The sequence below is a fragment of the Natrinema pallidum DSM 3751 genome, assembly GCF_000337615.1.
Classification (GTDB): domain Archaea; phylum Halobacteriota; class Halobacteria; order Halobacteriales; family Natrialbaceae; genus Natrinema; species Natrinema pallidum.
Genome location: NZ_AOII01000041.1, coordinates 23,561 through 46,565, shown reverse-complemented (window position 1 = coordinate 46,565; position 23,005 = coordinate 23,561). Strand labels below are relative to the sequence as shown.

The following is a 23,005-nucleotide window of genomic DNA, read 5'->3' as shown; positions in this document are numbered from 1 at the left end:
ATAGTTATAACTATTAATGTTTCCTAATACTACTAATGATATAAAAACTAATATGCTGGGGGAAATGGTTTTAATCGGATATGGTTGGGAAAGAAGACAGTGATGTTAATCGAAGAAACATCCTCCGAAAAGCGGGTTTCGGTATTGCGAGTTCCGGTGTTCTTCTCTCCGCAGCAGGAAGCGCACAAGCGAAGGAGAATGCATCTGAGAACGCCACCGAGTACGAATTCACTGAAGAAGAGAAAGATGCTGTCGTTGCCGAGCTCAACCGAATAGCCCGACAAGAGATTCGGAAGGAACTCGACGACGACGGTGTAGTGACACCGAACTGGCCGAGTTGGATTCCCGGCGTTCCGACCGGACTGCCTTTTAACTGGTGCGTTGACATTCCACTCGGTGACGAATTCTGCGCACTCGCTAATAACCCAGTGACGGAGATGCCGCTTTCCTGCGGAGATGTCAACTTTACCGGGAGACGTGTCGGTATGACGCTCGGCTACGGGCCCAGTGTCCACATTGATGACGGCGAGGTCGAAGGAGACATTCAATACCAGATCGGCTTTAACGCGATGATCAACGAAGCCAACGGGTGCTTCTATCTCGAACTGACAAGCACTGGTCAGAAGGCGTGTGTTGTGACGAAGTGCCCGGATATGCCGGATCCACGAGAGGTATCGATTCGCGAACTCGCTCAAGCGCTGTACGACCTAAGTTACAGTTTCGCAGAGGATCTGTACGATGCGGCAGGCATAAGTCCGCCGGGAGTGCTTCTGATCCTCACGGCCATTGGAATTGCAGTTGCATTCGCGACGATGGCTGCTACCCCGCCTATTCCTGGTGCAATTCCGTAGACACAAACGTAAAAAACCAATATTTGTCACATATTGAAACACATATTTTGCATTTCCGATTATCTAGTAATTTCGACAAATCAAAAGACATAGTGCCATATCTAGTTCGTATAATCTTGTTCTGACTATAGAAAGATTAATGAATAATTATACAGTAGCAAAAACTGTATGACTTCGCTGGAACGCTGGCAATACGTGTATTTGGTTCTAGCACTTTTAATATTTGCCATTAGTATTGTTGGGTACTTTATGGCTGGAGTGAGTATATTCTCTCTCTATCCAACAATCGTTTGGTTGGGTCTTTTGATCGTAATTGTACGTCCAACGATGTTCGGGTATATTATGGCTGGCTTCGGTATCCTCTCGCTCGCCATCGCCGGCTTTCTCATGCGTGGAGGTGCAAGTCTCCTTACTATCGGTGTTCTCGTGGTCGTTGGAGGTGGAGCGCTTGTCGGTGGAATACGAACTCACAGAACCAGATCTCTCGAACAGTGATGACACCCATATCGAATTCAATGAGAGATTCATCACGCCGGAATCCTCGCTCGTTCATGACTGCTTCATGATCCGTACTGGCCGCGAAGCGGCTACTCGAGTGCGTAGTAGCTACTCTCCGAAAATATATGAGAGACGGCCTGTAGTTAGTAATCCGTCACCATTGCGCTTTTGAAAAACTGTCTCGAAATATCGCGTATGCCCTCCGCAGTACGCAGATTACAATTACGGATGGTCGCTTCGCTCGCCGGACTAGTTTTAGTCGCGATCGGACTCCTCGTCGGCGTGTGGGCGACGTTTTACGGCGGACTCGTCCTGATCGGAAGTGCGTCCCCCGTCTCGATCGCTGCCGGTGTTACGGTCACGATAGTAGTCGCGATCGCGTATATCGAGTACAGACACCTCGAGACGATCGAACGGCTTTCGGATGCACATCCGGTCGATCGCGAGACGGCTCCGAAGTTGCACCGGACAGCGACTCGCGTCGCTGCTCAGTTGGACGTGCCACCGCCGACGATCGCCGTCTCGGAGCGCGACGCTCCCGAGGCGCTGGCGGTCGGATTTCGACCGACGAACATCCATCTGGTGTTTTCGCGCGGAACGATCGAGACGCTCGATCATCCGGACGAACTCGAAGCGGTAATCGCTCACGAACTCGCTCACGTCAAAAACCGAGACGCGATGGTCATGACGGTCGTTTCCCTTCCCGTCGTTCTCGCGGCCGGACTCCGGTCACGACTCGCACGGATCGATCATCCCGGGATCGTGACGGCCGTGCTACTCGTATTTCTGTCGACCGCCGTGTGGGTCGTCGGACGACTCCTCACGGCTCACCTCTCCAGAGCCAGGGAACGCGCTGCGGACCGGGCCGCCGCGGAGGTGACCGGCTCACCCGCCGCCCTCGCCAGTGCGCTCTCTCGATTAGATCGGGAAATTTCCGAGGCACCCGAGCGTGACCTCCGAGACGGTTCGGCTGTCTCTTCGCTCTCGATTCTGCCACTGGAACCGATGACACCCGAAAAGATCATGCTCGGTCCCGAAGGCGATGCTGAGCCGTCGTACTGGTGGCTCCGAAAACGACTCTACCAACTCAACCGCCGATTCCTCGGTACACACCCACCGACGACCGATCGAATTGAATCGCTCTCGAGGCTCCAACGGGAATCGTGACTCGGTCACCGGTCGGGCATTCGCGGCCACCCCCCTCAACGAGACTGCCGGACATCATCTCGGGAGTTGTCGGCGTCCATCGGCCGATTGGCGGTGACAAACAGACACACCGTCGTCTTCCCCAGCCCCGCCGGGAGACAGAGCCGTTTGGTGCCCACCAACCGCCGATCCAGAGCAGTCGATCGTCGGTCGCCGTCCGCCAAAATCGACTGGGGGTTCTTCCATCCGTTCAGCCTCGAATGGGACGCAATGCATCGCAGACACTATCTCGCTGCCGCTGGCCTCGTCGGTACCGCCGGTCTTGCAGGCTGTCTCGACGAGAGTCCCCTCGCGAGCACTGGCGGTATCGCCGACGAACCCGACGATAACGACGAGGACGACGCGACCGACGAACGGACTATCGAAGCGACGCCGGACGGTCCGGAAGCGACGGCTCGAGCGTTTCTCCGCGCCGTCGACGCCGGCGACGGCGACGCGTTTGCCGCTCTCGTCCACGGTTCGAGCAGCCTGCATCCGGACAACTTCGATGCGACGACGGACGGTGAGGGCACGGACCGACCGGGGCTCGATATCGAGTCGTTCGACACCGAACTCGACGACACCGGTCTCACCGTCGCGGACCTCCGTGCGATCCCGGGTGCCAAGCTGTTCGTCGAGGACGACCTCGCGACGGTCGTCGAGGGCAGTGACACGGCGCTAGTTTCGGCGACGATGGAACCCGGCGACACGGCCGGCGAGGCGTTCGAAGACGAGGTGGAGATCGTTCTGGTCACCGAGAACGGGGAGTGGACGATTCTCTGGTGGCTTCCCGCCCGGTCCGACCCCGACGAGATTCGCGACGACTCGATCATCGACGAAGAGGGACGCGTCGTCGACGCGGTCTCGTTCGACACGTCGGGTGCCAGACACCGCGCTCGAGTCGAGTTCGCGGACGCGCCGGATGTCGACGTAGTGACCGTCGAATCGACGGTTTTCGGTGCCTCCGCTACGATGGACGATCCGAGCGCGACCGACACCGCCACGATCACCCTTGATCCGAACGGGGACGAACTGGTCGTGTCCGCCACCATCGACGGAACGACCGAGGTCGTCCATCGGGTGCCTCACAACGTGTAGCCTCCGATACGGCTCGTTCCCACCCGTCGCCGGCAGCCGGGTCCGTAGTCGACCCCGCGCGGGCCCCTCGTATAACCCCGCCGGTGACGTAGGACGTGTATGGCGTTCCGATCGATCACCCACCACCTCCCGGACGGCGGTTCAATCCTCACGGCGATCGGCTTCGTCCTGCTGGTCACCATCGTCGGCGCGGCTCCCAGCGTGTTCTCCTCGCCCGACACGCCGTGGTTCCGCGCCCTCGAGAAACCGTGGTTCTATCCGCCAACGATCGCGTTCCCGGTCGTCTGGACGCTCCTCTTTATCCTCCTTGGCATCGCGCTGTGGCTCGTCTGGCGCAGCGACGCCGACGGGCGTCGCCTCGCGCTCGGTGCTTTCGTCCTCCAGATGCTGTTCAACGTCGCCTGGACGCCCGCCTTCTTCGCGCTCGAGGCCCCGCTGGTCGCGCTGGGGATCGTCGTCGTCCTCTGGGGGCTCGTCGTCGGAACGCTCGTTGCCTTCCGACGGGTCGACCGCCGCGCTGGAGCGTTGCTGGTCCCGTATCTCGCGTGGGTAACGTTCGCAGTCGTCCTCAATTTCGAGCTCTGGCGGTTGAACGCCTGATCCGGCCTCACGGCCGAACGACCGGTGTGGCGGTCGGCGAGCCTACATCGACACCGGCGTGAACTCGAGGACGAGATACGCCAGACAGGAGGCGTAGATCGGGATCGTCAGGTTGTCGTCGATGATGTAGGTGCGGATTTCGACCGTCACGCCGTCGGCGAGCGTCGCGCCCGCTGCGGCGAGCAGCGCCGCCGTGAGCGGCAGGAACGGGAGCGCGATGATCGTCGAGACGAGGAACATCGTGCCCAGCACCGTCGGTGATTTGACCCGCTGGAGGGTGTTGTCCGAGACGGCCCCGCTGATCGGGTCGCCGAGCGCGAGCATCAACATCGCGGGCAGCGCGATCGCCGGTTTGAAGATCACCACGACGGCGGCCATGCTAATCAGGTAGAGCGCGTACGCGGCGGGGTTATCCTGTTCGTACTCGCGGGTGAGGACGTCGTAGAGCCGCCAGTCGAGCCCGACCTGGAGTCGCAGGAACTCGAGGACGAGCGCGCCGGTCGCGAGGACGATCATGAGGACCCGAAATCGAGGCCAGGTGAGCCCGAGTTCGAGGAAGTCGGCGAGCAGATAGAGGGCGACCAGCCCCGAACCGCTGGCGTGGACGAGTCGCCGCTTCAGTTCGTCGGCCATCATGTCCTGCCTTGGGAGAGGTGACCTTCAGTCCGTCGGTTAGTTCTCCCGAGTACTATATATTATTTAAAGGCGTGGCGACGACCGATGCCGATTTTCACCGTGCGCCGTCGCGTATCGTTCCGCAAAGTGGGACCGAGATCGTTCCCACCCCCGTCGCAAAACGGCCTCTCTGCAATGCGGGTGCCGTCGCCTACTCCTCGAGATCGTCGAACGCGAGATCGCCGGCGCGAATCGCCGACAGCGTCTCGGGCAGCTCGTCGATCGCGAGTCGCTTCTGGTCCGTCGAGTCGCGTTCGCGGACCGTGACGCCACCCTCGTCCTGTTCGATACTCTCGTAATCCACCGTCACGCAAAACGGTGTGCCGACCTCGTCCTGGCGGCGGTAGCGCCGACCGATGTTCCCCGAGTCGTCGTACGTGACCGATAGGCCCGCTTCGCGGAGATCCGCGGCGATGTCCCGTGCCGCTTCCTCGAGTTCGCCGTCGTTTTGCAGGGGGAAGACGCCGACGAACGTGGGTGCGACCTCGGGATCGAGTTCGAGGAAGGTCCGTTCCTCGCCGGCGACCTCATCCTCGCGGTAGGCGTGGTGGAGGACGGTGTAGACCAGCCGGTCGACCCCGAAGGAGGGTTCGATCACGTGCGGAACGATGTGTTCGCCCGCTTCCGTTTGCTCCGCGACGGCGAAGCCGGTCTTCTCGACGGGGATCTCGTGGCTCTCGCCCTCGAGTTCGATCTCGACGGTGTCGCCGTCGAACGCCGACCGGTCCCGTTCGGCGAGCGCCTCGAGTTCCCCGACGACGGCCTGTGCGTCGCCGCCGAACTCCGGGCCGAGGTAGCTCATGTCGGGATCGACCGTCGCGCGCTCGACGGTTTTGGGCTCGTCGTACTGCTTGAAGATCGTAAAGCGGTCGCCGGAGTGTTCGGCGTGTTTCGAGAGGTCGTAATCGCTCCGGTAGGCGAAGCCGGCCATCTCGATCCAGTTGCCGTCGATCTCGCTTTCGGCGTCCCAGCAGTCCGCCGCGTAGTGGGCGCGTTCGCCCGAGAGATGCTGTCGGAACCGGAACCGATCCATGTCGACGCCGACGGCATCGTACCAGGGTTTCGCGACGCCGAGGAAGTACGCGACCCACGGACTGGCGATTGTTCCGTCGTCGACGGCCGCGCCGATCGTCGTCCGGATCTCCTCGCCGTCTTCTTTGTTCTGCTCGCTGGCGGGGTAGAGCGTCACCTTGACGTCGGCGACGCTCTCGAGGTCCGGCTCGTCCTCCTCGGGATCGATGAAGTACTCGAGTTCGGCCTGCGTGAACTCGCGGGTGCGGATGATCGAGCGCCGGGGACTGATCTCGTTGCGGTAGGCGCGGCCGATCTGGGTCACGCCGAAGGGGAGCTGGTTGCGCGCGTACTCCTTGAGCCGCGGGAATTCGACGAAGATGCCCTGGGCGGTCTCGGGACGCAGGTAGCCGGGGTCGGAGTCGCCGGGGCCGATGTTCGTCGCGAACATGAGGTTGAACGCGTCGACGGCCTGCCCCGCGAGCCCCGCACCGCAGGTGGGGCAGACGAGTTCGTACTCGGCGATGACCTCCTCGACCTCGGGAATGGGGAGGCTCTCGGCGTCCTCGTAGTCGGTGTTGTCCTCGACGACGTGGTCCGCGCGGTGGCTCTCGCCGCAGTCGGGACACTCGACGAGCATGTCGTCGAAGCCGTCGAGGTGGCCCGAAGCCTCGAAGACGGGTTCGGGCATGATCGTCGGCGCGTCGATCTCCATGTTGCCCTCCGCGACCGCGAAGCGATCGCGCCAGGCGTCCTCGACGTTGCCCTTCAGCGCCGCGCCCTGGGGGCCGAAGGTGTAGAAGCCGCCGACGCCGCCGTACGCCCCCGAGGACTGGAAGAAGTAGCCCCGCCGCTTGGCCAGTTCGACCAGTTTCTCGCTCGTCGGTTCGTCCGCGCTCGCCGCGTGCTCGTGCTCACTCATAGAGCGCCTCCAGTAGATCGACGTCACAGACGACGCCGACGAGGTCCTCGCCCGTGACCATCGGAATCTGCTCGATGTCGTTGGTGATCATCCGCTGGGCGGCCTCCTGGATCGACATCTCTGCCGAGACCGTCACGACCTCGTCGGTCATGAACTCCCGGACCGGCCCCGCCGGAAGCTCGATGTCCCGCGTGGGGAGATAGCGACTGCCGACCGCCTTGATGCCCTCCCAGGACCAGTCGTCGTCCTGATCGCCGAAGTTGTCGCCCGTCTCCTCCTCGCCCTCGACGATCCGGGCGACCTCGAGCACGTCGACCTCCGTAAGGACACCACTCATGCGACCGTCGTCGTCGAGCGCGATGGCGTAGGGGACGTTCGCGTAGGAGAGTTCCCGCTCGGCGACGGGCAGGGGCGTCCCCTCGTAGGTCGTGTTGACGTCCCCGCTCGCGTAGGTCCCGACGGTGCCCTCGGTCGGCTGATCGCCCGTCGCGATCGCGTGGATGATGTCCGTGACGGTGACGATCCCCTCGAACTCGCCGTCGACGACCGGAACGCGGCGCGCGTTCGCCTCGACCATCGTTCGCGCGACGTCCTCGAGGTTCGTCTCGGCGGTCGTCGTCGGGACGTTCTCTTCCATCAGCATCACGAGCTGGTCCTCGTCGGGCTGCTCGATGAGGCTCTCTCGGGAAATGAGACCGCGGTACTCCGGCCCGTTGTCGGTCGGTTTGACGACCGGGACGGACGAGAACGACTGTTCTTGCAGGTACTCGAGTACGTCCGAACGAGTACCCGGCAGGTCGGCAGTGACCACGTCCTCGCGGGGCGTCATCGCGTCGGCTACGTTCATATCCCCACGGTACGGCGAAAATGAGTATAAACCCAGTGTTTCACACCCGATATCGGTTTGGCTTCCGATCAGTCCCGCAGCTGGACAGTCCGATTCGATGAGTTTATATGTATCTGGTTGTCACTCTCTCACATGGCGACGAACCCCCACGCCATGGCGTCCGATGATACGATCGTCGGTTCGATCGACTCGACGGCTACGAGCGACGAGTACGTCATCGCGGACATCTCCGCGGACGGTGCCTGGCTGTCGATGCAGGCAGATGACGCACCGACGCTTTCGGCCTGGCGATAACTGGGGGTGGGAGGGGATCGTTTCGTGTCTCATTGTCCGTTGCCGGCTGTGATCGCTGCCCGACCGGACCGCCGACCGGACGGCAGCCGCCGAACTCACCGCGAACCGGCCGGTCGCGGCGACGGTCGACGACCGCTACCGTTTAGTACGACGCACCGGTCGCTGCATCCATGGAGCGCTCTCGGCCGCGACGGGAGGAGTCGCAGGACTCGAGCGACGAGTTCGGGTTCGAGCGCGACGGCTCGCGCTTTTCGCCGGTCACCGTCCTCGCGTCGTTGGTTCCCCGCGCGGTCGCCCGGCGCGCGATCACCGTGTCGGTCACGACCGACCGAGACGTCTACGAGCGCGACGAGCCCGTCGAGATCACCGTCACGTTCGAAAATCGGCTCCCGGTGCCCGTCGAACTCCCGACGCCACGGCAACGGCGCTGGGGCTGGACCGTCGACGGCTACCTCGAGGCCAGCGACGAGCGCCGGTACACACCGGAGCGGCCCGCGACCTTCGATTTCCGTGGCGGCGAGCGAAAACGGGTCTCGGTGACCTGGAACGGTCGCCTCGAGCGAACCGGCGGCGATCGCCACGAATCAATCGTCCCCGACGCCGGCGAACACGAGATTCGGGCGTTCGTCGCGACCGCCGAGGGGGCGGCTCGGCCCGCGGACGTGACGACGATCCGACTCGAGTGACACTGGCGCTCTCCGATCGGTGGTACTACCCGACCGCTCGCTCCGATCCACTACGACCGATCCATTTGTCTTCGGCCGTAGGATTCGTGACGTATGGTAGCAACTAATGTGATCGGAATGCGGGCCTGCAACAATTCTCCGTCCAGAACCCATATACATTAGGTACACAAAATTTTATGTCGAACATTCACGTTAACAACTGTTGATGGTGTAGGTGCAGTAATGAAATACAACCGACGATCAATATTGAAGAACGGCGCTGGCGTCGCAGTCGGTACCGTCGCAACGATCGGACTCGCCAATACCGGTGCAGCAGCGAACGGGTGCGACCCGTGGTTTACCGCGGATGAACTCGACCTCTATACGTCCGCGGAACCGATCGACGTGAGATACGAACTCGACGCCTCGTATGTGTACCCGTGTGGGAGTTACGACTCATCGAGAGACAGTTCCGAGGGGTATTTCGAGACGACGGTGTTCCCCAATGAACGACAAGGGTGGCTGCTCAATCCTGACGGTCGCACTGATCGGACGCTTACCCTCGATCCGCAGGGCTCGACCGACTTCGCGTTCAACGTCATCGATTACGCCGAATACGATTTGGACGAGTACAAGGGCGCGACGGAGTTCGAAATCGAAGTCACGGAGGGGTCGTCGGTGACGGTCCACCACACCACGTCGAACTGCAACGGCGGCACGACCAACACTCAGACTGTCGATAGCGGCGAGACGAAAACTCTCTGCGTGGACGCAAAACCGACCTCGGTGCAGTTTCAGGACCTCTCCTCGAGCAATACCGTCATCTACCGGGACTTATCTGAACCTTGTTCGATTGCCACACTTCCCTGCGAGTGACGCGATTGACTCCTCGCTTTCAGCGTGATCGGCCGTGCCGACTCGAAACTCATCGGGTCCCGCGGCCCCGTGCCGTCCATAATCCGTCGTGTCGACTCCGATCTCGAGCGATCAGGGTTCGGTGCCGTCGCGGATCGACTGTTCGGCTATCCGGTCAGGAACCCGCCCGGTGAAACGCGCGTCTCGGGCTGGCCGTCGTCGCTCGTCTGGACGCCCGAAAACGAGGGCGAGTGTTCGATCGTTCGCTGTACCTTCGCACCGGTTTTCGTGTGCGCTGCCAGGATGGCGAGTGTCTTACTCATGTATGAGTAAATAGTTCCGGCAGCGGCTTAAGGGTTTTTGCGATGATTGACCGTGTTTAACCATCACTGACCGGCGTATCAGTGAACAGTTCGCACGGCCGGTTCCGCTTCTCGGTCAGCGATCGGTGCAGGCTCGGTCCGGACCCTCACCGGTGCAGGTGACAGGCCGCGAAGTGGTCGCCGTCGCCGTGTTCTGACTCGAGGTCGTACGCCGGTCGCTCGTGTGCACAGATGCTCTGCTCGGCGAAGGACTCGAGCAACAGGTCGGTCGCGGTCGCCCACCGGTCGGATTTGTCGTCACCGTCCCCACCGCCGCCGCCGTCGCTGGCGACGAGATCGATCGCCTCGTCGATGATCGATCCCGCCTCGCCTCCGGGCCGGTCGCCGTCGAAGAACTCGGCCTCGATCCGAGCGGCCGGCATCGGTTCGAACGAGCGTCGCTTGACTGCCCGCATGAACGCTCGCGTCTGTGCCCACTTCTCCTCGGACCAGTCGTATGTATCGGGTGCGATCAGGCGCGGACACCGCGTTCGGAACCGACACCCCGACGGCGGGTCGACCGGGCTCGGCACCTCGCCCTCGAGTACGCCCCGAACACCGTTCTCTCGCGGGTCCGGGACGGGAATCGAATCGAGCAAGGCACGCGTGTAGGGATGCTGGGGGTTCTCGAACAGCTCTTCCTTCTCGGCGAGTTCGACGATGTTTCCGAGGTACATCACCGCCACGCGGTCGCTGATATGCCGAATGACCGAGAGGTCGTGGGCGATAAAGAGGTACGTGAGCCCGAACTCCTCCTGGAGCGATTCCATGGTGTTCAGCACTTGCGCCTGGATCGAGACGTCCAGTGCGGAGACCGGCTCGTCACAGACGACGAAATCGGGGTCGACCGATAGCGCCCGTGCGAGGTTGATCCGCTGTCGCTGGCCGCCGGAGAACGCGTGTGGATGCCGGTTGTAGTGGCGCGGATCGAGGCCAACCTTCTCGAGAAGCTCTTTCGCCCGCGCTCGCCGCCCTTCGTCGTCGAGCATATCGTGGGCCCGCATCGGCTCCTCGATGATCTGGCCGACCTTCATCCGGGGATCCAGCGAGGACTGTGGGTCCTGGAAGATCATCTGCATGTCCGAGCGCATCCGGCGGAGTTCTCCCCCGCCGAGGTCGGCGAGGTTCTCGCCTTTGAAGTAGATGTCCCCGTCGGTCGGCTCGAGCAACCGCAGGATCGTCCGCCCGAGCGTACTCTTGCCACAGCCGGACTCGCCGACGAGCCCGAGCGTCTCGCCGGGCTGGATCTCGAGGGAAACGTCGTCGACCGCCTTCACCGTCTCCCGATTGACGTTGACCGGCGGGAACTGATTTGGCTCGAACTCCAGTCCGGCCAACAGCCCCGACTCCTGCCCGAAGTACTTCGTCACGCCGTCGAGTTCGAGCAGGGCGTCGTCGCTGTCGTAGCCGCTGTCCTCGTCCATTCGAATGCCGCTACTCACGCTGCTCACCTCCGCTGTCGTCGCCGGCCGGATTTGCCGTGAGCTCGGACTCCGGCTCCTCGACCGCCGCCGGTCCGGCGTCGACCGCGGCTCCCTCGAGCGGCGAGCTCTGGTCGTAGCCCGCATCGAACGCGTCGTGTTTCACACAGGCCGCTTGATGTGGCTCCCCATCGGCGTCGGCGACCGTCTTCGCCTCGGGATGGGCGCGTTTACACACCTCCCGCGCGTCCGGACAGCGCGGATGGAACCGACAGCCCGACGGCGGGCTGATCGCTTCGGGCATCACACCCTCGATCGCCTCGAGTTCCGTAACGGTCCGGTCGGGACGGGGAATCGAGTTCAACAGGGCGTTCGTGTAGGGATGTTTGGTATCGTAGAACAGGTCGTCGACCGGTGCTTTCTCGACGATCTCGCCGAGATACATGACGTTCACCCGGTCGCAGATCTCCGCGACGACGCCCAGATCGTGGGTGACCCAGATAAAACTCGTCCCGTACTTCTCCTGGAGGTCGTCGACGAGATCGAGGATCTGTCCCTCGACGGTGACGTCTAGGGCCGTCGTCGGCTCGTCGGCGATGATGAGGCTGGGCTCACAGGCTAGCGCCATCGCGATGAGGACGCGCTGGCGCATCCCCCCGGAGAACTGGTGGGGGTACTCGTCGTAGCGCTCTTCGGGGTCCGGAATGCCCACTTCGCGGAGCATGTCGATCGCTTCCGTTCGCGCCTCGTCCTCCGGCAGCCCGCGGTTGAGTTCGATGAACTCGCGCAGTTGGCCGCCGACGGTGAAGACGGGGTTCAGCGACTCCATCGGGTCCTGGAAGATCACCGCGATCTCGTTGCCCCGGATTCGGGTGCGAATCTCCTCGCTCGAGAGCATGTCGTCGCGCTCCCGGAGTTCGCCGTCCGGCCCCTCCTCGAGGCCGAAGAGGGTCTCGCCCTTGTACGTGATCTCGCCGCCGACGATTTCGCCGGGACTCTCGACGAGTCCCATGATGCTCATCGAGGCGACCGACTTCCCGGCGCCGCTCTCGCCGACGAGGCCGACGATCTCGCCCTCGCGGACCTCGAACGAGATGCCGTCGACCGCGCGTACTGTACCTTCCTCGGTGAAGAACTGCGTCTTGAGGTTCTCGACGCGAAGTAGTGGTTCGGAGCTCATAGTTAATCGTCAATCTGTGGGTCGAGGGCGTCCTGCAGGCCGTCGCCGAACAGGTTGAAGCCCATGATGGTGATCATGATCGCGATACCGGGCCAGATCGAGAGCCAGATATTCGAATGCATGTAGTTGCGATGCGCGATGTTGAGCATCTGTCCCCAGTCCGGGGTCGGTGGCTGTGCACCGTACCCGAGGAAGGAGAGTCCCGCGACGATGAGGATGGTGACGCCGATCTGGAGCGTCGCGTACACGAGCATCGGGGCGAAACTGTTGGGGACGACGTGTCGCATGATGATGTTGCGGTCTCTCACGCCGGCCGCTCGAGCGGCTTCGATGTAGTCCATTTCGCGGACACTCAGGACCTGGCTCCGGATGATGCGGGCGAAGATCGGGATAAAGGCGATCCCGACACCGAGTACCGCATACCAGATGCTGGCCCCGCCGATGAAGACGGTGAAGACGATGATGAGGATCAGCGGCGGGATGGCGTACACCGTCTCGACGATCCGCATCAGGATGTCGTCGACTTTTCCACCGTAGTAGCCCGCGACGGCACCGATGACCGTTCCACCGCTGAGGCCGATAAACGTCGAGATGAGCCCGACGAACACCGACACCTGCGTGCCGTAGACGACTCTGGTGAAGTAGTCCCGGCCGGTGTGGTCGGTTCCCAGTGGATGCTCGAGCGTGCCGCCCGCCGGCAACGGGTTCCACGACTGCTCCGCCAGCGGGAAGTACGGCGGCATGTGCTGGGTGCCCTCACCCGGATCCGGAATGTGCGTAGGGTGATCGAAGAACGGCAGCACTTGTGCGAACGTGTAATTGGACACCTGTCCGAACGTGAGCCGTGACAGGTTGCTGTCGATCAGGGTGTACATCGCGACGAACAACGTAAACGACACGACGTACAACCCCAACCGGGCCGTCGTGTCCTGTTTGATCCGTGCGACGGTGTACCGCCACCCGACACGTGCCTCGACTTCGTCTTCGGCTCCCGATTCCGTCTCGCCGTCGAGTTGTGATTCACCGACTGCCATAGTTATTCACTCTCACCGTAGGTGACCCGTGGATCGATGTACGCATACGAGATGTCGGTAACGATGACGCCGAGCACGAACAACACGCCAAGCATCATCGTCACCCCCATCATGAGTTGATAGTCGTTTTGCTGGATCGAGTCGACGAATAGCTGTCCCATGCCGTTGATGTTGAACACCGTCTCGACGATGACGGCACCGCCGATCGCCGTCGACAGGTTGGCCCCGACGATGGTGACGATCGGTAACTGGGCGACCTGAAACGCGTGCTTTCGCAGGATCGTTCGCTCGGGAACGCCGTACGCGCGGGCGAGTTTGACGTACTCGCCTTGCAGTGATTCGATCATCTGGGTCCGTTCGACGCGCATGATCGTCGCCATCTGCAGCGTTCCCAGTGCGATCATCGGCAACAGCAAGTGTCTGAGCGACTGATAGTACAGCTCGAGGTGGCCGTCTATCGACCGATAGGTACTGGGGGGCCGCCACGGATAGATGAGTCCGCTCGACGGTAACCACTCGAGTTTGACGGCAAAGATCAATATCAGCACGATCCCGATCCAGAACGATGGGGTGCTGACACCGATGAGCGCGGCAACTCGGGACGCGTGATCGCTCGGTTCGTTTCGCTTGTTGGCGGCGATGACTCCGAGCGGGATCGCCGTGACGAGGGCGAACGCATATGCCGACAGGACCAATAGAAGTGTCGGCCCGACCCGTTCCAGTATTAGATCGGTTACCGGCCGTCGATAGTGGATGCTCTGCCCGAGGTCTCCCTCTAGCAGGCCGCCCATGTACGTGAGGTACCGCTCGTGGAGCGGTTTGTTGAGTCCGTACCGTTGTTCGATCGCCCGTACCAACGCCTCGTTTTGTTCCTGCCCCTGTAGCATGAGACTGACCGGGTCGCCCGGTCCCAGGTTCGCAAGCAGAAACGTGATGATGGAGATCCCGATGAGGACGGGGATCGACTGCAAGAGCCTGTATGTCGCGTATTTGAGTAATTTCATGAATCCGTGAATCTGTCCGTTGATTCGTCGCGGTCATCTTCGTTTGCGGTCGTTCAACCCGCTATGCTCAGGGAATCGTCGGTACTCCCGGCGAATCTCTCCCAGCCAAATCAATCATTCTATTGAGACGTTGGCGTAATCGGAGACGAAGACCGGGTTCGTCGCGGAGTCCGGATGGGCCTGGAGGTCGTTCACGTAGTCGCGTGACGCCATCGTGTTGTCCTGCGTGAACGCCGGCAGGACCGGAATCTGCTCGACGATCTCCCGAATAATGGGGTCGTAGATGTCGTATCGCTCATCTTGGTCGGCCATGTTCCGCGCCCGAAGGAGGTCGTCGTGGAAGGAATCGCTCCCTTCGTAGTAGTGGCCCTGGTTGCCGGTTGCACCGGTCTGGCTCTCGTGGAACAGTGCATATAAGTAGTCGTCCGGGTCGCCACCGCCGGACCATCCCAGCAGGTACATCTGGTAATCGTCGGCGTTGCCCGTGTGGTACTTGTCGAGCAGCGTCGCGAAGTTGAGTTGTTGGACGTCGGCACCGTAGCCGATTGCGTCGAGTCGGGTGGCGATTCGTTCCGCGAGCTGTGCCCGAAGTCCCGACGGCGTGAGGATCGTTGGCTCGAAGTCGTCCGGTGCGTGTTCGTCGAGCAACGACTTCGCTCGGTCGGGGTCGTACTCCGGCAGCATGTCCTTGTACTCGTCTTCCGGGAACCCCCAGACTTCGTTGACGACCGGCGGAATCGGACTGTACATCGGGGTAGTCACGTTTTCGGCGCTGCTCTCGATGAAGCTCTCCATCGAGAACGAGTGGGCGATCGCCTGTCGTACCTCGAGATTGGTCGTCGGCCCTTCGTTACAATTGAAGGCCATGTACATGTACGTCGAACTCTCCGAGGAATGGAGGTTGATGTTCTCTTCGTTCTTGAGCACGTCCCAGTCCTCGTTGGGAACCTCCGAGATCACGTCGGTGTCTCCGGAACGGATGCTGGAGACGCGACCTGCGTTGTCGTCGTGGGCTTTGAAGCGGATTCGCTCGACGTTCGGTTCCAGATCGCCCCAGTAGTCGTCCCATTTCTCGACCTCGACGTAGTTGTCCCCGGGTTCGGCGAACTTGAACGGCCCCGCACCGATCGGGTCCTTGTTGAACTTGTCGCGATCGTCGGTCCGGATGTCCTTGGGAACCACCGGGACGCCCATCGTCGTGAGTTCGAACGGGCCGTACGGATCGTCACCGAGGTCGACCTGTAGCTGGTAGTCGTCGATGACCTCGGTGCTCTCGATCATGTTGTATTCGGCGGCGTTCTCCGTTGTCTCTTCGACCGGCGCGGTAAACGAGTGACCCACGTCGGCGGCGGTCACGTCGTCACCGTTGTGGAACGTTGCGGCCTCCTTGATGTCGAAGATATACCGGGTTCCATCGCGCTCGACCGTCGGTTCGCCCGCCGCGATTTTGGGCTGTAATTCGAGTCCCTCGTTGTACTCGTAGAGTCCGTCGAAGACCCGTTCGATCACCTGAAAGCTGTAGGTGTCGTTCGAGACGATAGGATCGTACTGGTCCTCTCGAGACTTTTCCTGCGTGTAGTGGAACACTTCACCGTCGCTACTGCTCCCACCGATACACCCTGCGATCGCTGCCGCGGAGACGGCAGTGCCCGACGCGAGTAGCCGTCGTCGGGACAGTTCTGACGTGTGGTTTGACATACCAATGACAACTCCTATGAGATGGAATATATAATTTTTGGTGTTAACGCTATATATGCCGGAAAGTTCTATCCTGGAACGTAACTAGTTGTCGAGGCGTCATGCATGTTCGATGGTGATGGTCTCCCATATCTGTGTGGGAAGTAGTTCGTATTATTAATAGCCATCGATGTTTGCTACTACCACAGTCACGTCCGTATTCCCCTCCGAACAAACGATGAGCTTTTTCTATCGGCCGATCCAGTAGCTGGATATGAACTATCGAGCCGTCGAGACCACGGGTGAGTACGTCGCCCGCCTCGAGACGGGTGCCGACTGGCGGGCCCAGATCGAGTCGCTCGCCGACGCGGTCGAGGCCGACGCCGCCTGGTTTACAGCGCTCGGTGCGGTCCAGGACGCCGAACTGTGGTTCTACGATCAGGACGCCTGCGAGTACGAGTCGATCGCGTTCGACGACCCGCTCGAGGTCGCGAGTTGTACGGGGAACGTCTCGTGGTTCGACGGCGAACGCTTTGCCCACACTCACGCGGTCCTCTCGGGGCCGGACGGCGAGTCGGTCGCCGGCCACCTGAACGAGGCGACAGTCTGGGCCGGCGAAGTCCACATGCGCGTCTTCGAGGAGCCTCTCGAGCGCGAGTACGACGACACCACCGAACTCGACCTCTGGCTCTAACATGCGCCCGGAAGACGAACGCTACTTCCGGCGGCTCGAGGACCAACTCGATGACGCCTTCGATGTCGCCGAACGGGCCAAAGAACGGGGCGGCGATCCGAAACCGGAGGTCGAGATTCCGGTCGCCAAGGACATGGCCGACCGCGTCGAGAACATCCTCGGGATCGACGGCGTCGCCGAGCGGGTCCGCGAACTCGAGTGCCAGATGTCACGCGAGGAGGCGGCCCTCGAACTCGCCGAGGACTTCGCCGAGGGACGCGTCGGTGACTACGAGACCAGAGCGGGCAAGGTCGAGGGTGCGGTCCGGACCGCGGTCGCCCTGCTGACGGAGGGCGTCGTCGCCGCCCCGATCGAGGGGATCGACAAGGTCGAAATCCTCGAGAACGACGACGGGACGGAGTTCGTCAACGTCTACTACGCCGGCCCGATCCGCTCCGCCGGGGGGACTGCACAGGCGCTGTCGGTGCTCGTGGCCGACTACACGCGCGCACTCGTCGGCATCGAGCAGTTCAACGCCCGCCAGGAGGAGGTCGAGCGCTACGCCGAGGAGATCGCCCTCTACGACAAGGAGACGGGACTCCAGTACTGCCCGAAGGCGAAGGAGGCCAAATTCATCGCCAACCACCTCCCGATCATGTTAGACGGGGAGGCCACCGGCGACGAGGAGGTCTCGGGCTTCCGCGACCTCGAGCGGGTCGATACCAACAGCGCCCGCGGCGGGATGTGTCTCGTCCTCGGGGAGGGGATCGCGCTGAAGGCCCCGAAGATCCAGCGCTACACCCGGAACCTAGACGAGATCGACTGGCCGTGGCTGCAGGACCTCATCGACGGTAACTACGACGACGAGGCCGAGGCCGCCGACGACGGGGACGATGCCGACGATGTGTCGTCGGACGACGCCGACGTGGACGCGGACACGGACGACGGGGACGATGGTGACGACGGTGACGACACCGCCGACGACCCCGAGGGACCGCCCCGCGTCGACACCTCCGAGAAGTTCCTCCGGGACCTGATCGCCGGCCGACCGGTCTTCTCCCATCCCTGTGCTGAGGGCGGGTTCCGACTGCGCTACGGCCGCGCGCGCAACCACGGCTTCGCGACCGCCGGCGTCCACCCCGCCGCGATGCACCTGGTCGACGACTTCCTCGCGACGGGCACTCAGATCAAGACCGAACGGCCCGGCAAGGCCGCCGGCGTCGTCCCCGTCGACTCCATCGAGGGGCCGACGGTCAAACTCGCCAACGGCGATGTCCGCCGGATCGACGACCCCGAAGATGCCCTCGAGATCAGAAACGGCGTCGAGAAAATCCTCGACCTCGGCGAATACCTGGTCAACTACGGTGAATTCGTCGAGAACAACCACCCCCTTGCGCCCGCCTCCTACACCTACGAGTGGTGGGTTCAGGACCTTGCGGCCGCCGGCGTCGACGTACAGGCCCTTGAGGACGATCCACGGATCGATCTCGAGTTTCCCGACCCCGAGGAGGCCGTCGAGTGGGCCACGGAGTACGATGCCCCCCTCCATCCCGAGTACACCTACCTATGGCACGACATCTCGGTCGACGCCTTTTGCGACCTCGCGGCGGCGGTCGCCGAGGGTCGGATCGAGCGCGACGGCGACGGCAGCGTCGACGGCAACGGGGACGACAGCATCCTCGTCCTCGCGTCCGACGACACCGTCGCCGACGCCCTCGAGACGATCGTCATCGAACACCGTCAGCGGCCCGGCGAGGACCGCATCGAGATCGACGACTGGCGGCCGTTCGTCCGCTCGGTCGGCTTCGAGCCCCGGCGTACTGCCGCCGACGGCGCTGCGCTCGAGCGCGAGGAACGGGCGACGGCGATCGAACTCGAGCGGACGTGGTCGGACGACGACCTCTCCGATCGCGCCCGTACCTGGGGTCACGAAGCGGCGGGCGACAACGCCATCGAGGCGGTCAACGAGGTCGCGCCGTTCCAGGTTCGCGAACGCGCGCCCACGCGGATCGGCAACCGGATGGGCCGACCGGAGAAGTCCGAGAGCCGCGATCTGAGCCCGGCGGTCCATACGCTGTTCCCGATCGGCGAGGCCGGCGGTACACAGCGCAACGTCGCCGACGCCGCCAAACACGCCGAGACGATGTCCGACACCCCCGGCGTCGTCGAACTCGAGGTCGGTCGCCAGCGCTGTAACTCGTGTGGGACCGAGACCTTCAAGAACCGCTGTCCGGACTGCGACGACCGCACCACGCCGGACTATCGCTGCCCCGACTGCGACCAGTCCCTCGAGCCCGACGAGGCCGGCCGCGTGGAGTGTGACCGCTGCGAGCGCGAGGGTACCTGCGTCGAGACCCGCGAAATCGACGTCAACGACGAGTTCCGAAGCGCCCTCGAGTCAGTTGGGGAACGCGAGAACGCCTTCGAGATCCTCAAAGGCGTCAAGGGACTCTCGTCGCGGATCAAGGTCCCCGAACCGATCGAGAAGGGCATTCTGCGGGCCAAACACGACGTTTCTTCGTTCAAGGACGGGACCGTCCGCTACGACATGACCGACCTCCCGGTCACGTCGGTTCGGGCCAGCGAACTCGATATCGATGTCGGCCAACTCCAGGCGCTCGGCTACGAGGAAGACATCCACGGCGAACCCCTGACTCACGAGGACCAGCTGGTCGAACTCAAAGTGCAGGACATCGTCCTCTCGGACGGCGCGGCCGAACACATGCTGCGGACCGCCGGCTTCATCGACGACCTGCTCGAGCAGTACTACGGCCTCGGGTCCTTCTACGAGTTCGAGGACCGCCAGGACTTGGTGGGGGAACTCGTCTTCGGGATGGCCCCTCACACCTCGGCAGCAACTGTCGGGAGGGTGATTGGTTTCACGAGCGCGGCCGTGGGATACGCACATCCGTACTTTCACGCCGCTAAACGACGGAATTGTGACGGTGACGAGGACTGCGTGATGCTGCTACTTGACGGGTTACTTAACTTTAGTAAGACGTTTCTGCCCGACCAGCGCGGGGGGAAGATGGACGCCCCGCTGGTCATGTCCTCCCGGATCGATCCCTCCGAGATCGACGACGAAGCCCACAACATGGACGTCGTCACGCAGTACCCCCGCGACTTCTATCTCGCGACCCGCGAGCAGGCCGACCCCGAGGATGTCGACATCGAAATCGCCGAGGAAAACCTCGGTACCGACCTGGAGTACACCGGCTTCGACCACACCCACGATACCACCAACATCGCGATGGGGCCGGACCTCTCGGCGTACAAGACGCTGGGCTCGATGATGGACAAGATGGACGCCCAGCTCGAGCTGTCGCGCAAACTCGAGGCCGTCGACGAGACGGACGTGGCCGAACGGGTCATCGAGTACCACTTCCTGCCGGACCTCATCGGGAACCTGCGGGCCTTCTCCCGACAGGAAACGCGCTGTCTCGACTGCGGCGAGAAGTTCCGGCGGATGCCCCTGACCGGCGACTGTCGGGAGTGTGGCGGTCGCGTCAATCTCACCGTTCACAAGGGATCGGTCAACAAGTACATGCAGACCGCCATTCAGGTCGCCGACGAGTACGACTGCCGTGACTACACGAAACAACGCTTAGAGGTCTTGGAGCGCTCACTCGAGAGTATCTTCGAAAACGACAAGAACAAGCAGAGCGGGATCGAGGACTTCATGTGAACCGAAATGGCACTCTGCGGGCTACCAAAGCTGTCCCGCGGTAACAGTTCGATCGAAAGCACTCCTCCGTCCGTTCTCTCACTCCCGCCGGTCGTTCGCTCACATCAGTCGTCGGCCCGCTCGCTCAGCCGCGGCTTCGCTCGCGGTCGATACTGGGGAAGGGCCTGCCCTCCCCCGGGTCGCGCGATTCGCCGCGGAGCGCGGCGAACACGCGCTCCCGGCCGAATTGAAACCGAATAACGAGCGACGCGGCCTTAATCGCTGCTGGCGCGCGTGACTCCCGGCATCCCTTCCTTGGTGTATCGCGGTTCCGGTGTGTGGTGGGGGTCCGGCAGCCAGTTCCGAAGGTGCTCGTTGAACCGCTCCGGTCGCTCTCGAGGCGTCCAGTGGCCGCAGTCGTCGACGAGCGTCAGTTCGGCGTCCGGGATCAGGGTCGCTGCTCGCTTCGACCACTCGACGGGTACCAGCGGATCGTCCCGGCCGTGGATCAGCAGCGTCGGGACCGACAGGGACTCGAGGTCGTCGACGAAGTTCGTCGCGACGCGGCCGTTGAAGGAGAGTTCGTTGTTCTGGAACTCCTCGAAGGCCCGTATCGAGCCCGGTTCCATCAGTTTCTGCCTGATGTCGTCGACGAAGCGGTCGGGCAGTCGGTCGGCGTCCGCGACGAGACTATCAAGGACCATGCGAACGCTCTTGGTGGAGGTGCTGGCCGCGATCTTGCCGAACTCAGTCGCGCCGGGTACCTGTGATAGCACCTTCCACTGGAGCGCACTCGGCAGTTTGCCGCCCAGCCCGTAGCTGTCGACGAGCGCCAACCGCTCGACGCGGTCGGGGTTGTCCAGCGCGTAGCCGAGCGCGACTCCACCCCCCATCGAAATGCCGGCCAACGAGACGCGCTCGAAGGGGAGCGTCTCGAGGAAGCCCTCGAGCACGTCGACGTAGGTCTCGACGGTGTGATCGACCTCGCCCGTACTGTTCCCGTATCCGGGCCAATCGAGCGCGTAGACGCGGTAGTCGGCCGCGAGTGCGTTGATCGCGTGTCGCCACGAGACGGTCGCGTCGTCGATCCCCGCGCCGTGACAGAGGACGATCGGCGGCCCGCTCGTTCCCGCACGTCGGTAGGCGATTCGACAGTCGCCGATGGTGGCGACGCCGGTGCCGCTCATGATCGAATCACGTCACAGGGGGGAAGGACCGAGGCCGTATTAGCAGTCGGATTTCGCCTGATAGCCGTGTCTAGTGGCCACAATGGGCAACTTTTGTCTCCCGACCGTCCCACCCCGGTCCGTTTCATCCCGGTGGAACCGAACGACGGCTGCCCCATCCCTCGTAACTGGGGAAAGCGTTCCCCGGCCGAAAAGTCAGTGGATGGAGACTTGTATGTGTGGGTGTGTATCATACCCTCCACCTCTATCCCAGGACCGTATATCACTTTCTATTACCGTGTTCCCTCCTATCATGGCTGGTTGTGTCGTGACTACCGCAGCTTCGTGCTCACAGCGACGTTTGCGACCTCGAGCAACCGCTTGCACAATGCGCGCTGTGACTTTATTCACGTCGCGGATGTAGCCCGGTCATGGTCAACACTGGCGAGACGCCGGCGACGGAAGGGGACGACGCGGCCGTCGAGGAGATCGAGAACCTCAATTTCGGGCAATCCGTCTACGACGAGGACGGTAACCGACTCGGTCGCATTCGGGGGTTCGAGCGGAGCGGATTCTTCGTCACGACCCGCGAAGGTGCCGAAGCGATGAGCGTCGAACACGCCCGTTCGGGCCACGAGTTCGGCGAGGCGCACCTGATGTGGCGATGTATGGAGTGTGGCGAGATGGGCGAGATCGACGATGGACTGCCCGACGAGTGTCCGAACTGCAACACCGAACGGGAGGACCTGATGTACTGGACCGAGGACTGACTCGTTGCTGTCGCTCCGCTGGTGGCACTGCGTAATTCTCTATAGCACATTAGGATTTATTCCCGCTCACGGTGTAGGTCCATGCGAGTGGTACACATGAAAGAAGAACAGCCGCGACTGGCGTTCGGGACGACGGTCTACGCCGAGGACGGCACGGAAATCGGGCGAGTTCGGGGAATCGACGAGAACGGCCTCTACATCACGCTCCGGGACGGCATCGAAGGGATGAGCGTCGAACACGTCCGGTCGGGTCAGGCGTTCGGCGAGGCCGAACTGATGTGGCGCTGCTGGGAGTGTGGCGAACTGGGTCGACTCGACCAGGATATCCCCGACGCGTGTCCCTCCTGTGGTGCCGACCGGGAGGAACTGTACTATTGGACCGAAGATTGAGAGACGGCAGACCCGTTTCAGCGATCGGTCCTCTCTCGATGACACTGAACCCTCGCCCCTCATCGACGGTCGGGCCGTTTTTCGGTCGCGGTCTCAGTAGTGAGCGTCGTCATCCCGTCGTTCACCGTCGGAAGGCGGGTATTCCGGTAGCGGCGCGGCGAGT

22 protein-coding genes are annotated in these 23,005 nt (G+C 62.4%); 12 read left to right on the top strand and 10 right to left on the bottom strand.

Going from position 1 to position 23,005, the window contains the following annotated elements:
- The first annotated feature begins 80 nt into the window (after positions 1-80).
- The 5 genes from C487_RS06720 (at position 81) to C487_RS06705 (ending at position 4,232) form a co-directional block, all read left to right on the top strand.
- Positions 81-851, top strand: coding sequence for an SH2 domain-containing protein (locus C487_RS06720; protein ID WP_006184950.1), 771 nt, complete (start codon positions 81-83; stop codon positions 849-851).
- Between the two features lie 168 nt (positions 852-1,019).
- The gene (locus C487_RS20190; RefSeq protein ID WP_152422483.1) at positions 1,020-1,346 is read left to right on the top strand and encodes a hypothetical protein; all 327 of its coding nucleotides are present in this window, start codon (positions 1,020-1,022) and stop codon (positions 1,344-1,346) included.
- 231 nt (positions 1,347-1,577) lie between these two features.
- Positions 1,578-2,516 (top strand): M48 family metalloprotease, encoded by a 939-nt coding sequence (locus C487_RS06715; protein ID WP_006184949.1) that lies wholly within the window; start codon positions 1,578-1,580, stop codon positions 2,514-2,516.
- Between the two features lie 249 nt (positions 2,517-2,765).
- Complete coding sequence (locus C487_RS06710; protein ID WP_006184948.1) at positions 2,766-3,632, top strand: hypothetical protein; 867 nt, start codon at positions 2,766-2,768, stop codon at positions 3,630-3,632.
- Between the two features lie 99 nt (positions 3,633-3,731).
- Positions 3,732-4,232, top strand: coding sequence for a TspO/MBR family protein (locus C487_RS06705; RefSeq protein WP_006184947.1), 501 nt, complete (start codon positions 3,732-3,734; stop codon positions 4,230-4,232).
- 42 nt (positions 4,233-4,274) lie between these two features.
- Here the strand turns inward: C487_RS06705 and C487_RS06700 are convergent, their stop codons facing one another.
- From C487_RS06700 to C487_RS06690, 3 genes are all read right to left on the bottom strand, one after another.
- Positions 4,275-4,865 (bottom strand): diacylglycerol/polyprenol kinase family protein, encoded by a 591-nt coding sequence (locus tag C487_RS06700; protein WP_049907995.1) that lies wholly within the window; start codon positions 4,863-4,865, stop codon positions 4,275-4,277.
- 193 nt (positions 4,866-5,058) lie between these two features.
- On the bottom strand, positions 5,059-6,840 hold the full coding sequence (glyS, locus tag C487_RS06695; protein ID WP_006184945.1) for a glycine--tRNA ligase: 1,782 nt from the start codon (positions 6,838-6,840) through the stop codon (positions 5,059-5,061).
- Complete coding sequence (locus C487_RS06690) at positions 6,833-7,687, bottom strand: CBS domain-containing protein (protein ID WP_006184944.1); 855 nt, start codon at positions 7,685-7,687, stop codon at positions 6,833-6,835. Before C487_RS06690 ends, glyS begins: the two co-directional genes overlap by 8 nt.
- Positions 7,688-7,819: 132 nt before the next feature.
- Here C487_RS06690 and C487_RS20975 point away from each other — a divergent pair, with 132 nt between their 5' ends.
- From C487_RS20975 to C487_RS06680, 3 genes are all read left to right on the top strand, one after another.
- On the top strand, positions 7,820-7,981 hold the full coding sequence (locus C487_RS20975; RefSeq protein WP_162831890.1) for a DUF7556 family protein: 162 nt from the start codon (positions 7,820-7,822) through the stop codon (positions 7,979-7,981).
- Positions 7,982-8,151: 170 nt separating this feature from the next.
- Complete coding sequence (locus C487_RS06685) at positions 8,152-8,667, top strand: hypothetical protein (protein ID WP_006184942.1); 516 nt, start codon at positions 8,152-8,154, stop codon at positions 8,665-8,667.
- Between the two features lie 222 nt (positions 8,668-8,889).
- The gene (locus C487_RS06680; RefSeq protein ID WP_238705313.1) at positions 8,890-9,522 is read left to right on the top strand and encodes a hypothetical protein; all 633 of its coding nucleotides are present in this window, start codon (positions 8,890-8,892) and stop codon (positions 9,520-9,522) included.
- A 146-nt stretch (positions 9,523-9,668) separates the two neighbouring features.
- Here the strand turns inward: C487_RS06680 and C487_RS20970 are convergent, their stop codons facing one another.
- The 6 genes from C487_RS20970 to C487_RS06650 form a co-directional block, all read right to left on the bottom strand.
- Positions 9,669-9,824 (bottom strand): hypothetical protein, encoded by a 156-nt coding sequence (locus tag C487_RS20970; protein WP_162831889.1) that lies wholly within the window; start codon positions 9,822-9,824, stop codon positions 9,669-9,671.
- A gap of 146 nt (positions 9,825-9,970) precedes the next feature.
- Complete coding sequence (locus C487_RS06670; RefSeq protein WP_006184940.1) at positions 9,971-11,287, bottom strand: ABC transporter ATP-binding protein; 1,317 nt, start codon at positions 11,285-11,287, stop codon at positions 9,971-9,973.
- A gap of 10 nt (positions 11,288-11,297) precedes the next feature.
- Entirely contained in the window at positions 11,298-12,464 is a 1,167-nt protein-coding gene (locus C487_RS06665; RefSeq protein ID WP_006184939.1) for an ABC transporter ATP-binding protein, read from the bottom strand.
- Positions 12,465-12,466: 2 nt separating this feature from the next.
- Entirely contained in the window at positions 12,467-13,498 is a 1,032-nt protein-coding gene (locus tag C487_RS06660; protein WP_006184938.1) for an ABC transporter permease, read from the bottom strand.
- Between the two features lie 2 nt (positions 13,499-13,500).
- Positions 13,501-14,502, bottom strand: coding sequence for an ABC transporter permease (locus C487_RS06655; RefSeq protein WP_006184937.1), 1,002 nt, complete (start codon positions 14,500-14,502; stop codon positions 13,501-13,503).
- Positions 14,503-14,616: 114 nt separating this feature from the next.
- Entirely contained in the window at positions 14,617-16,200 is a 1,584-nt protein-coding gene (locus tag C487_RS06650) for an ABC transporter substrate-binding protein (protein WP_049907989.1), read from the bottom strand.
- A 253-nt stretch (positions 16,201-16,453) separates the two neighbouring features.
- Between C487_RS06650 and C487_RS06645 the strand changes: the two genes are divergently transcribed.
- Both C487_RS06645 and C487_RS06640 read left to right on the top strand, forming a co-directional pair.
- Positions 16,454-16,873, top strand: a complete 420-nt coding sequence (locus C487_RS06645; protein ID WP_006184935.1) for a PPC domain-containing DNA-binding protein — start codon at positions 16,454-16,456, stop codon at positions 16,871-16,873.
- Position 16,874: 1 nt separating this feature from the next.
- Complete coding sequence (locus C487_RS06640) at positions 16,875-20,537, top strand: DNA polymerase II large subunit (protein WP_006184934.1); 3,663 nt, start codon at positions 16,875-16,877, stop codon at positions 20,535-20,537.
- Positions 20,538-20,791: 254 nt separating this feature from the next.
- Here the strand turns inward: C487_RS06640 and C487_RS06635 are convergent, their stop codons facing one another.
- A complete protein-coding gene (locus C487_RS06635) occupies positions 20,792-21,703 on the bottom strand; it encodes an alpha/beta fold hydrolase (RefSeq protein ID WP_006184933.1) in 912 nt (303 codons plus the stop codon).
- Between the two features lie 410 nt (positions 21,704-22,113).
- Here C487_RS06635 and C487_RS06630 point away from each other — a divergent pair, with 410 nt between their 5' ends.
- Together C487_RS06630 and C487_RS06625 are read left to right on the top strand one after the other, a co-directional pair.
- The gene (locus C487_RS06630; protein ID WP_006184932.1) at positions 22,114-22,452 is read left to right on the top strand and encodes a DUF7130 family rubredoxin-like protein; all 339 of its coding nucleotides are present in this window, start codon (positions 22,114-22,116) and stop codon (positions 22,450-22,452) included.
- Positions 22,453-22,548: 96 nt separating this feature from the next.
- Positions 22,549-22,842, top strand: coding sequence for a DUF7130 family rubredoxin-like protein (locus C487_RS06625; protein ID WP_006184931.1), 294 nt, complete (start codon positions 22,549-22,551; stop codon positions 22,840-22,842).
- Positions 22,843-23,005 lie beyond the last annotated feature (163 nt).

Bases quoted from the DNA above. Each gene is read 5' to 3' on its own strand.
- C487_RS06720 (WP_006184950.1), top strand. From the start codon at position 81: ATGGTTGGGAAAGAAGACAGTGATGTTAATCGAAGAAACATCCTCCGA.
- C487_RS20190 (WP_152422483.1), top strand. From the start codon at position 1,020: ATGACTTCGCTGGAACGCTGGCAATACGTGTATTTGGTTCTAGCACTT.
- C487_RS06715 (WP_006184949.1), top strand. From the start codon at position 1,578: ATGGTCGCTTCGCTCGCCGGACTAGTTTTAGTCGCGATCGGACTCCTC.
- C487_RS06710 (WP_006184948.1), top strand. From the start codon at position 2,766: ATGCATCGCAGACACTATCTCGCTGCCGCTGGCCTCGTCGGTACCGCC.
- C487_RS06705 (WP_006184947.1), top strand. From the start codon at position 3,732: ATGGCGTTCCGATCGATCACCCACCACCTCCCGGACGGCGGTTCAATC.
- C487_RS06700 (WP_049907995.1), bottom strand. From the start codon at position 4,865: ATGGCCGACGAACTGAAGCGGCGACTCGTCCACGCCAGCGGTTCGGGG.
- glyS (WP_006184945.1), bottom strand. From the start codon at position 6,840: ATGAGTGAGCACGAGCACGCGGCGAGCGCGGACGAACCGACGAGCGAG.
- C487_RS06690 (WP_006184944.1), bottom strand. From the start codon at position 7,687: ATGAACGTAGCCGACGCGATGACGCCCCGCGAGGACGTGGTCACTGCC.
- C487_RS20975 (WP_162831890.1), top strand. From the start codon at position 7,820: ATGGCGACGAACCCCCACGCCATGGCGTCCGATGATACGATCGTCGGT.
- C487_RS06685 (WP_006184942.1), top strand. From the start codon at position 8,152: ATGGAGCGCTCTCGGCCGCGACGGGAGGAGTCGCAGGACTCGAGCGAC.
- C487_RS06680 (WP_238705313.1), top strand. From the start codon at position 8,890: ATGAAATACAACCGACGATCAATATTGAAGAACGGCGCTGGCGTCGCA.
- C487_RS20970 (WP_162831889.1), bottom strand. From the start codon at position 9,824: ATGAGTAAGACACTCGCCATCCTGGCAGCGCACACGAAAACCGGTGCG.
- C487_RS06670 (WP_006184940.1), bottom strand. From the start codon at position 11,287: ATGGACGAGGACAGCGGCTACGACAGCGACGACGCCCTGCTCGAACTC.
- C487_RS06665 (WP_006184939.1), bottom strand. From the start codon at position 12,464: ATGAGCTCCGAACCACTACTTCGCGTCGAGAACCTCAAGACGCAGTTC.
- C487_RS06660 (WP_006184938.1), bottom strand. From the start codon at position 13,498: ATGGCAGTCGGTGAATCACAACTCGACGGCGAGACGGAATCGGGAGCC.
- C487_RS06655 (WP_006184937.1), bottom strand. From the start codon at position 14,502: ATGAAATTACTCAAATACGCGACATACAGGCTCTTGCAGTCGATCCCC.
- C487_RS06650 (WP_049907989.1), bottom strand. From the start codon at position 16,200: ATGTCAAACCACACGTCAGAACTGTCCCGACGACGGCTACTCGCGTCG.
- C487_RS06645 (WP_006184935.1), top strand. From the start codon at position 16,454: ATGAACTATCGAGCCGTCGAGACCACGGGTGAGTACGTCGCCCGCCTC.
- C487_RS06640 (WP_006184934.1), top strand. From the start codon at position 16,875: ATGCGCCCGGAAGACGAACGCTACTTCCGGCGGCTCGAGGACCAACTC.
- C487_RS06635 (WP_006184933.1), bottom strand. From the start codon at position 21,703: ATGAGCGGCACCGGCGTCGCCACCATCGGCGACTGTCGAATCGCCTAC.
- C487_RS06630 (WP_006184932.1), top strand. From the start codon at position 22,114: ATGGTCAACACTGGCGAGACGCCGGCGACGGAAGGGGACGACGCGGCC.
- C487_RS06625 (WP_006184931.1), top strand. From the start codon at position 22,549: ATGAAAGAAGAACAGCCGCGACTGGCGTTCGGGACGACGGTCTACGCC.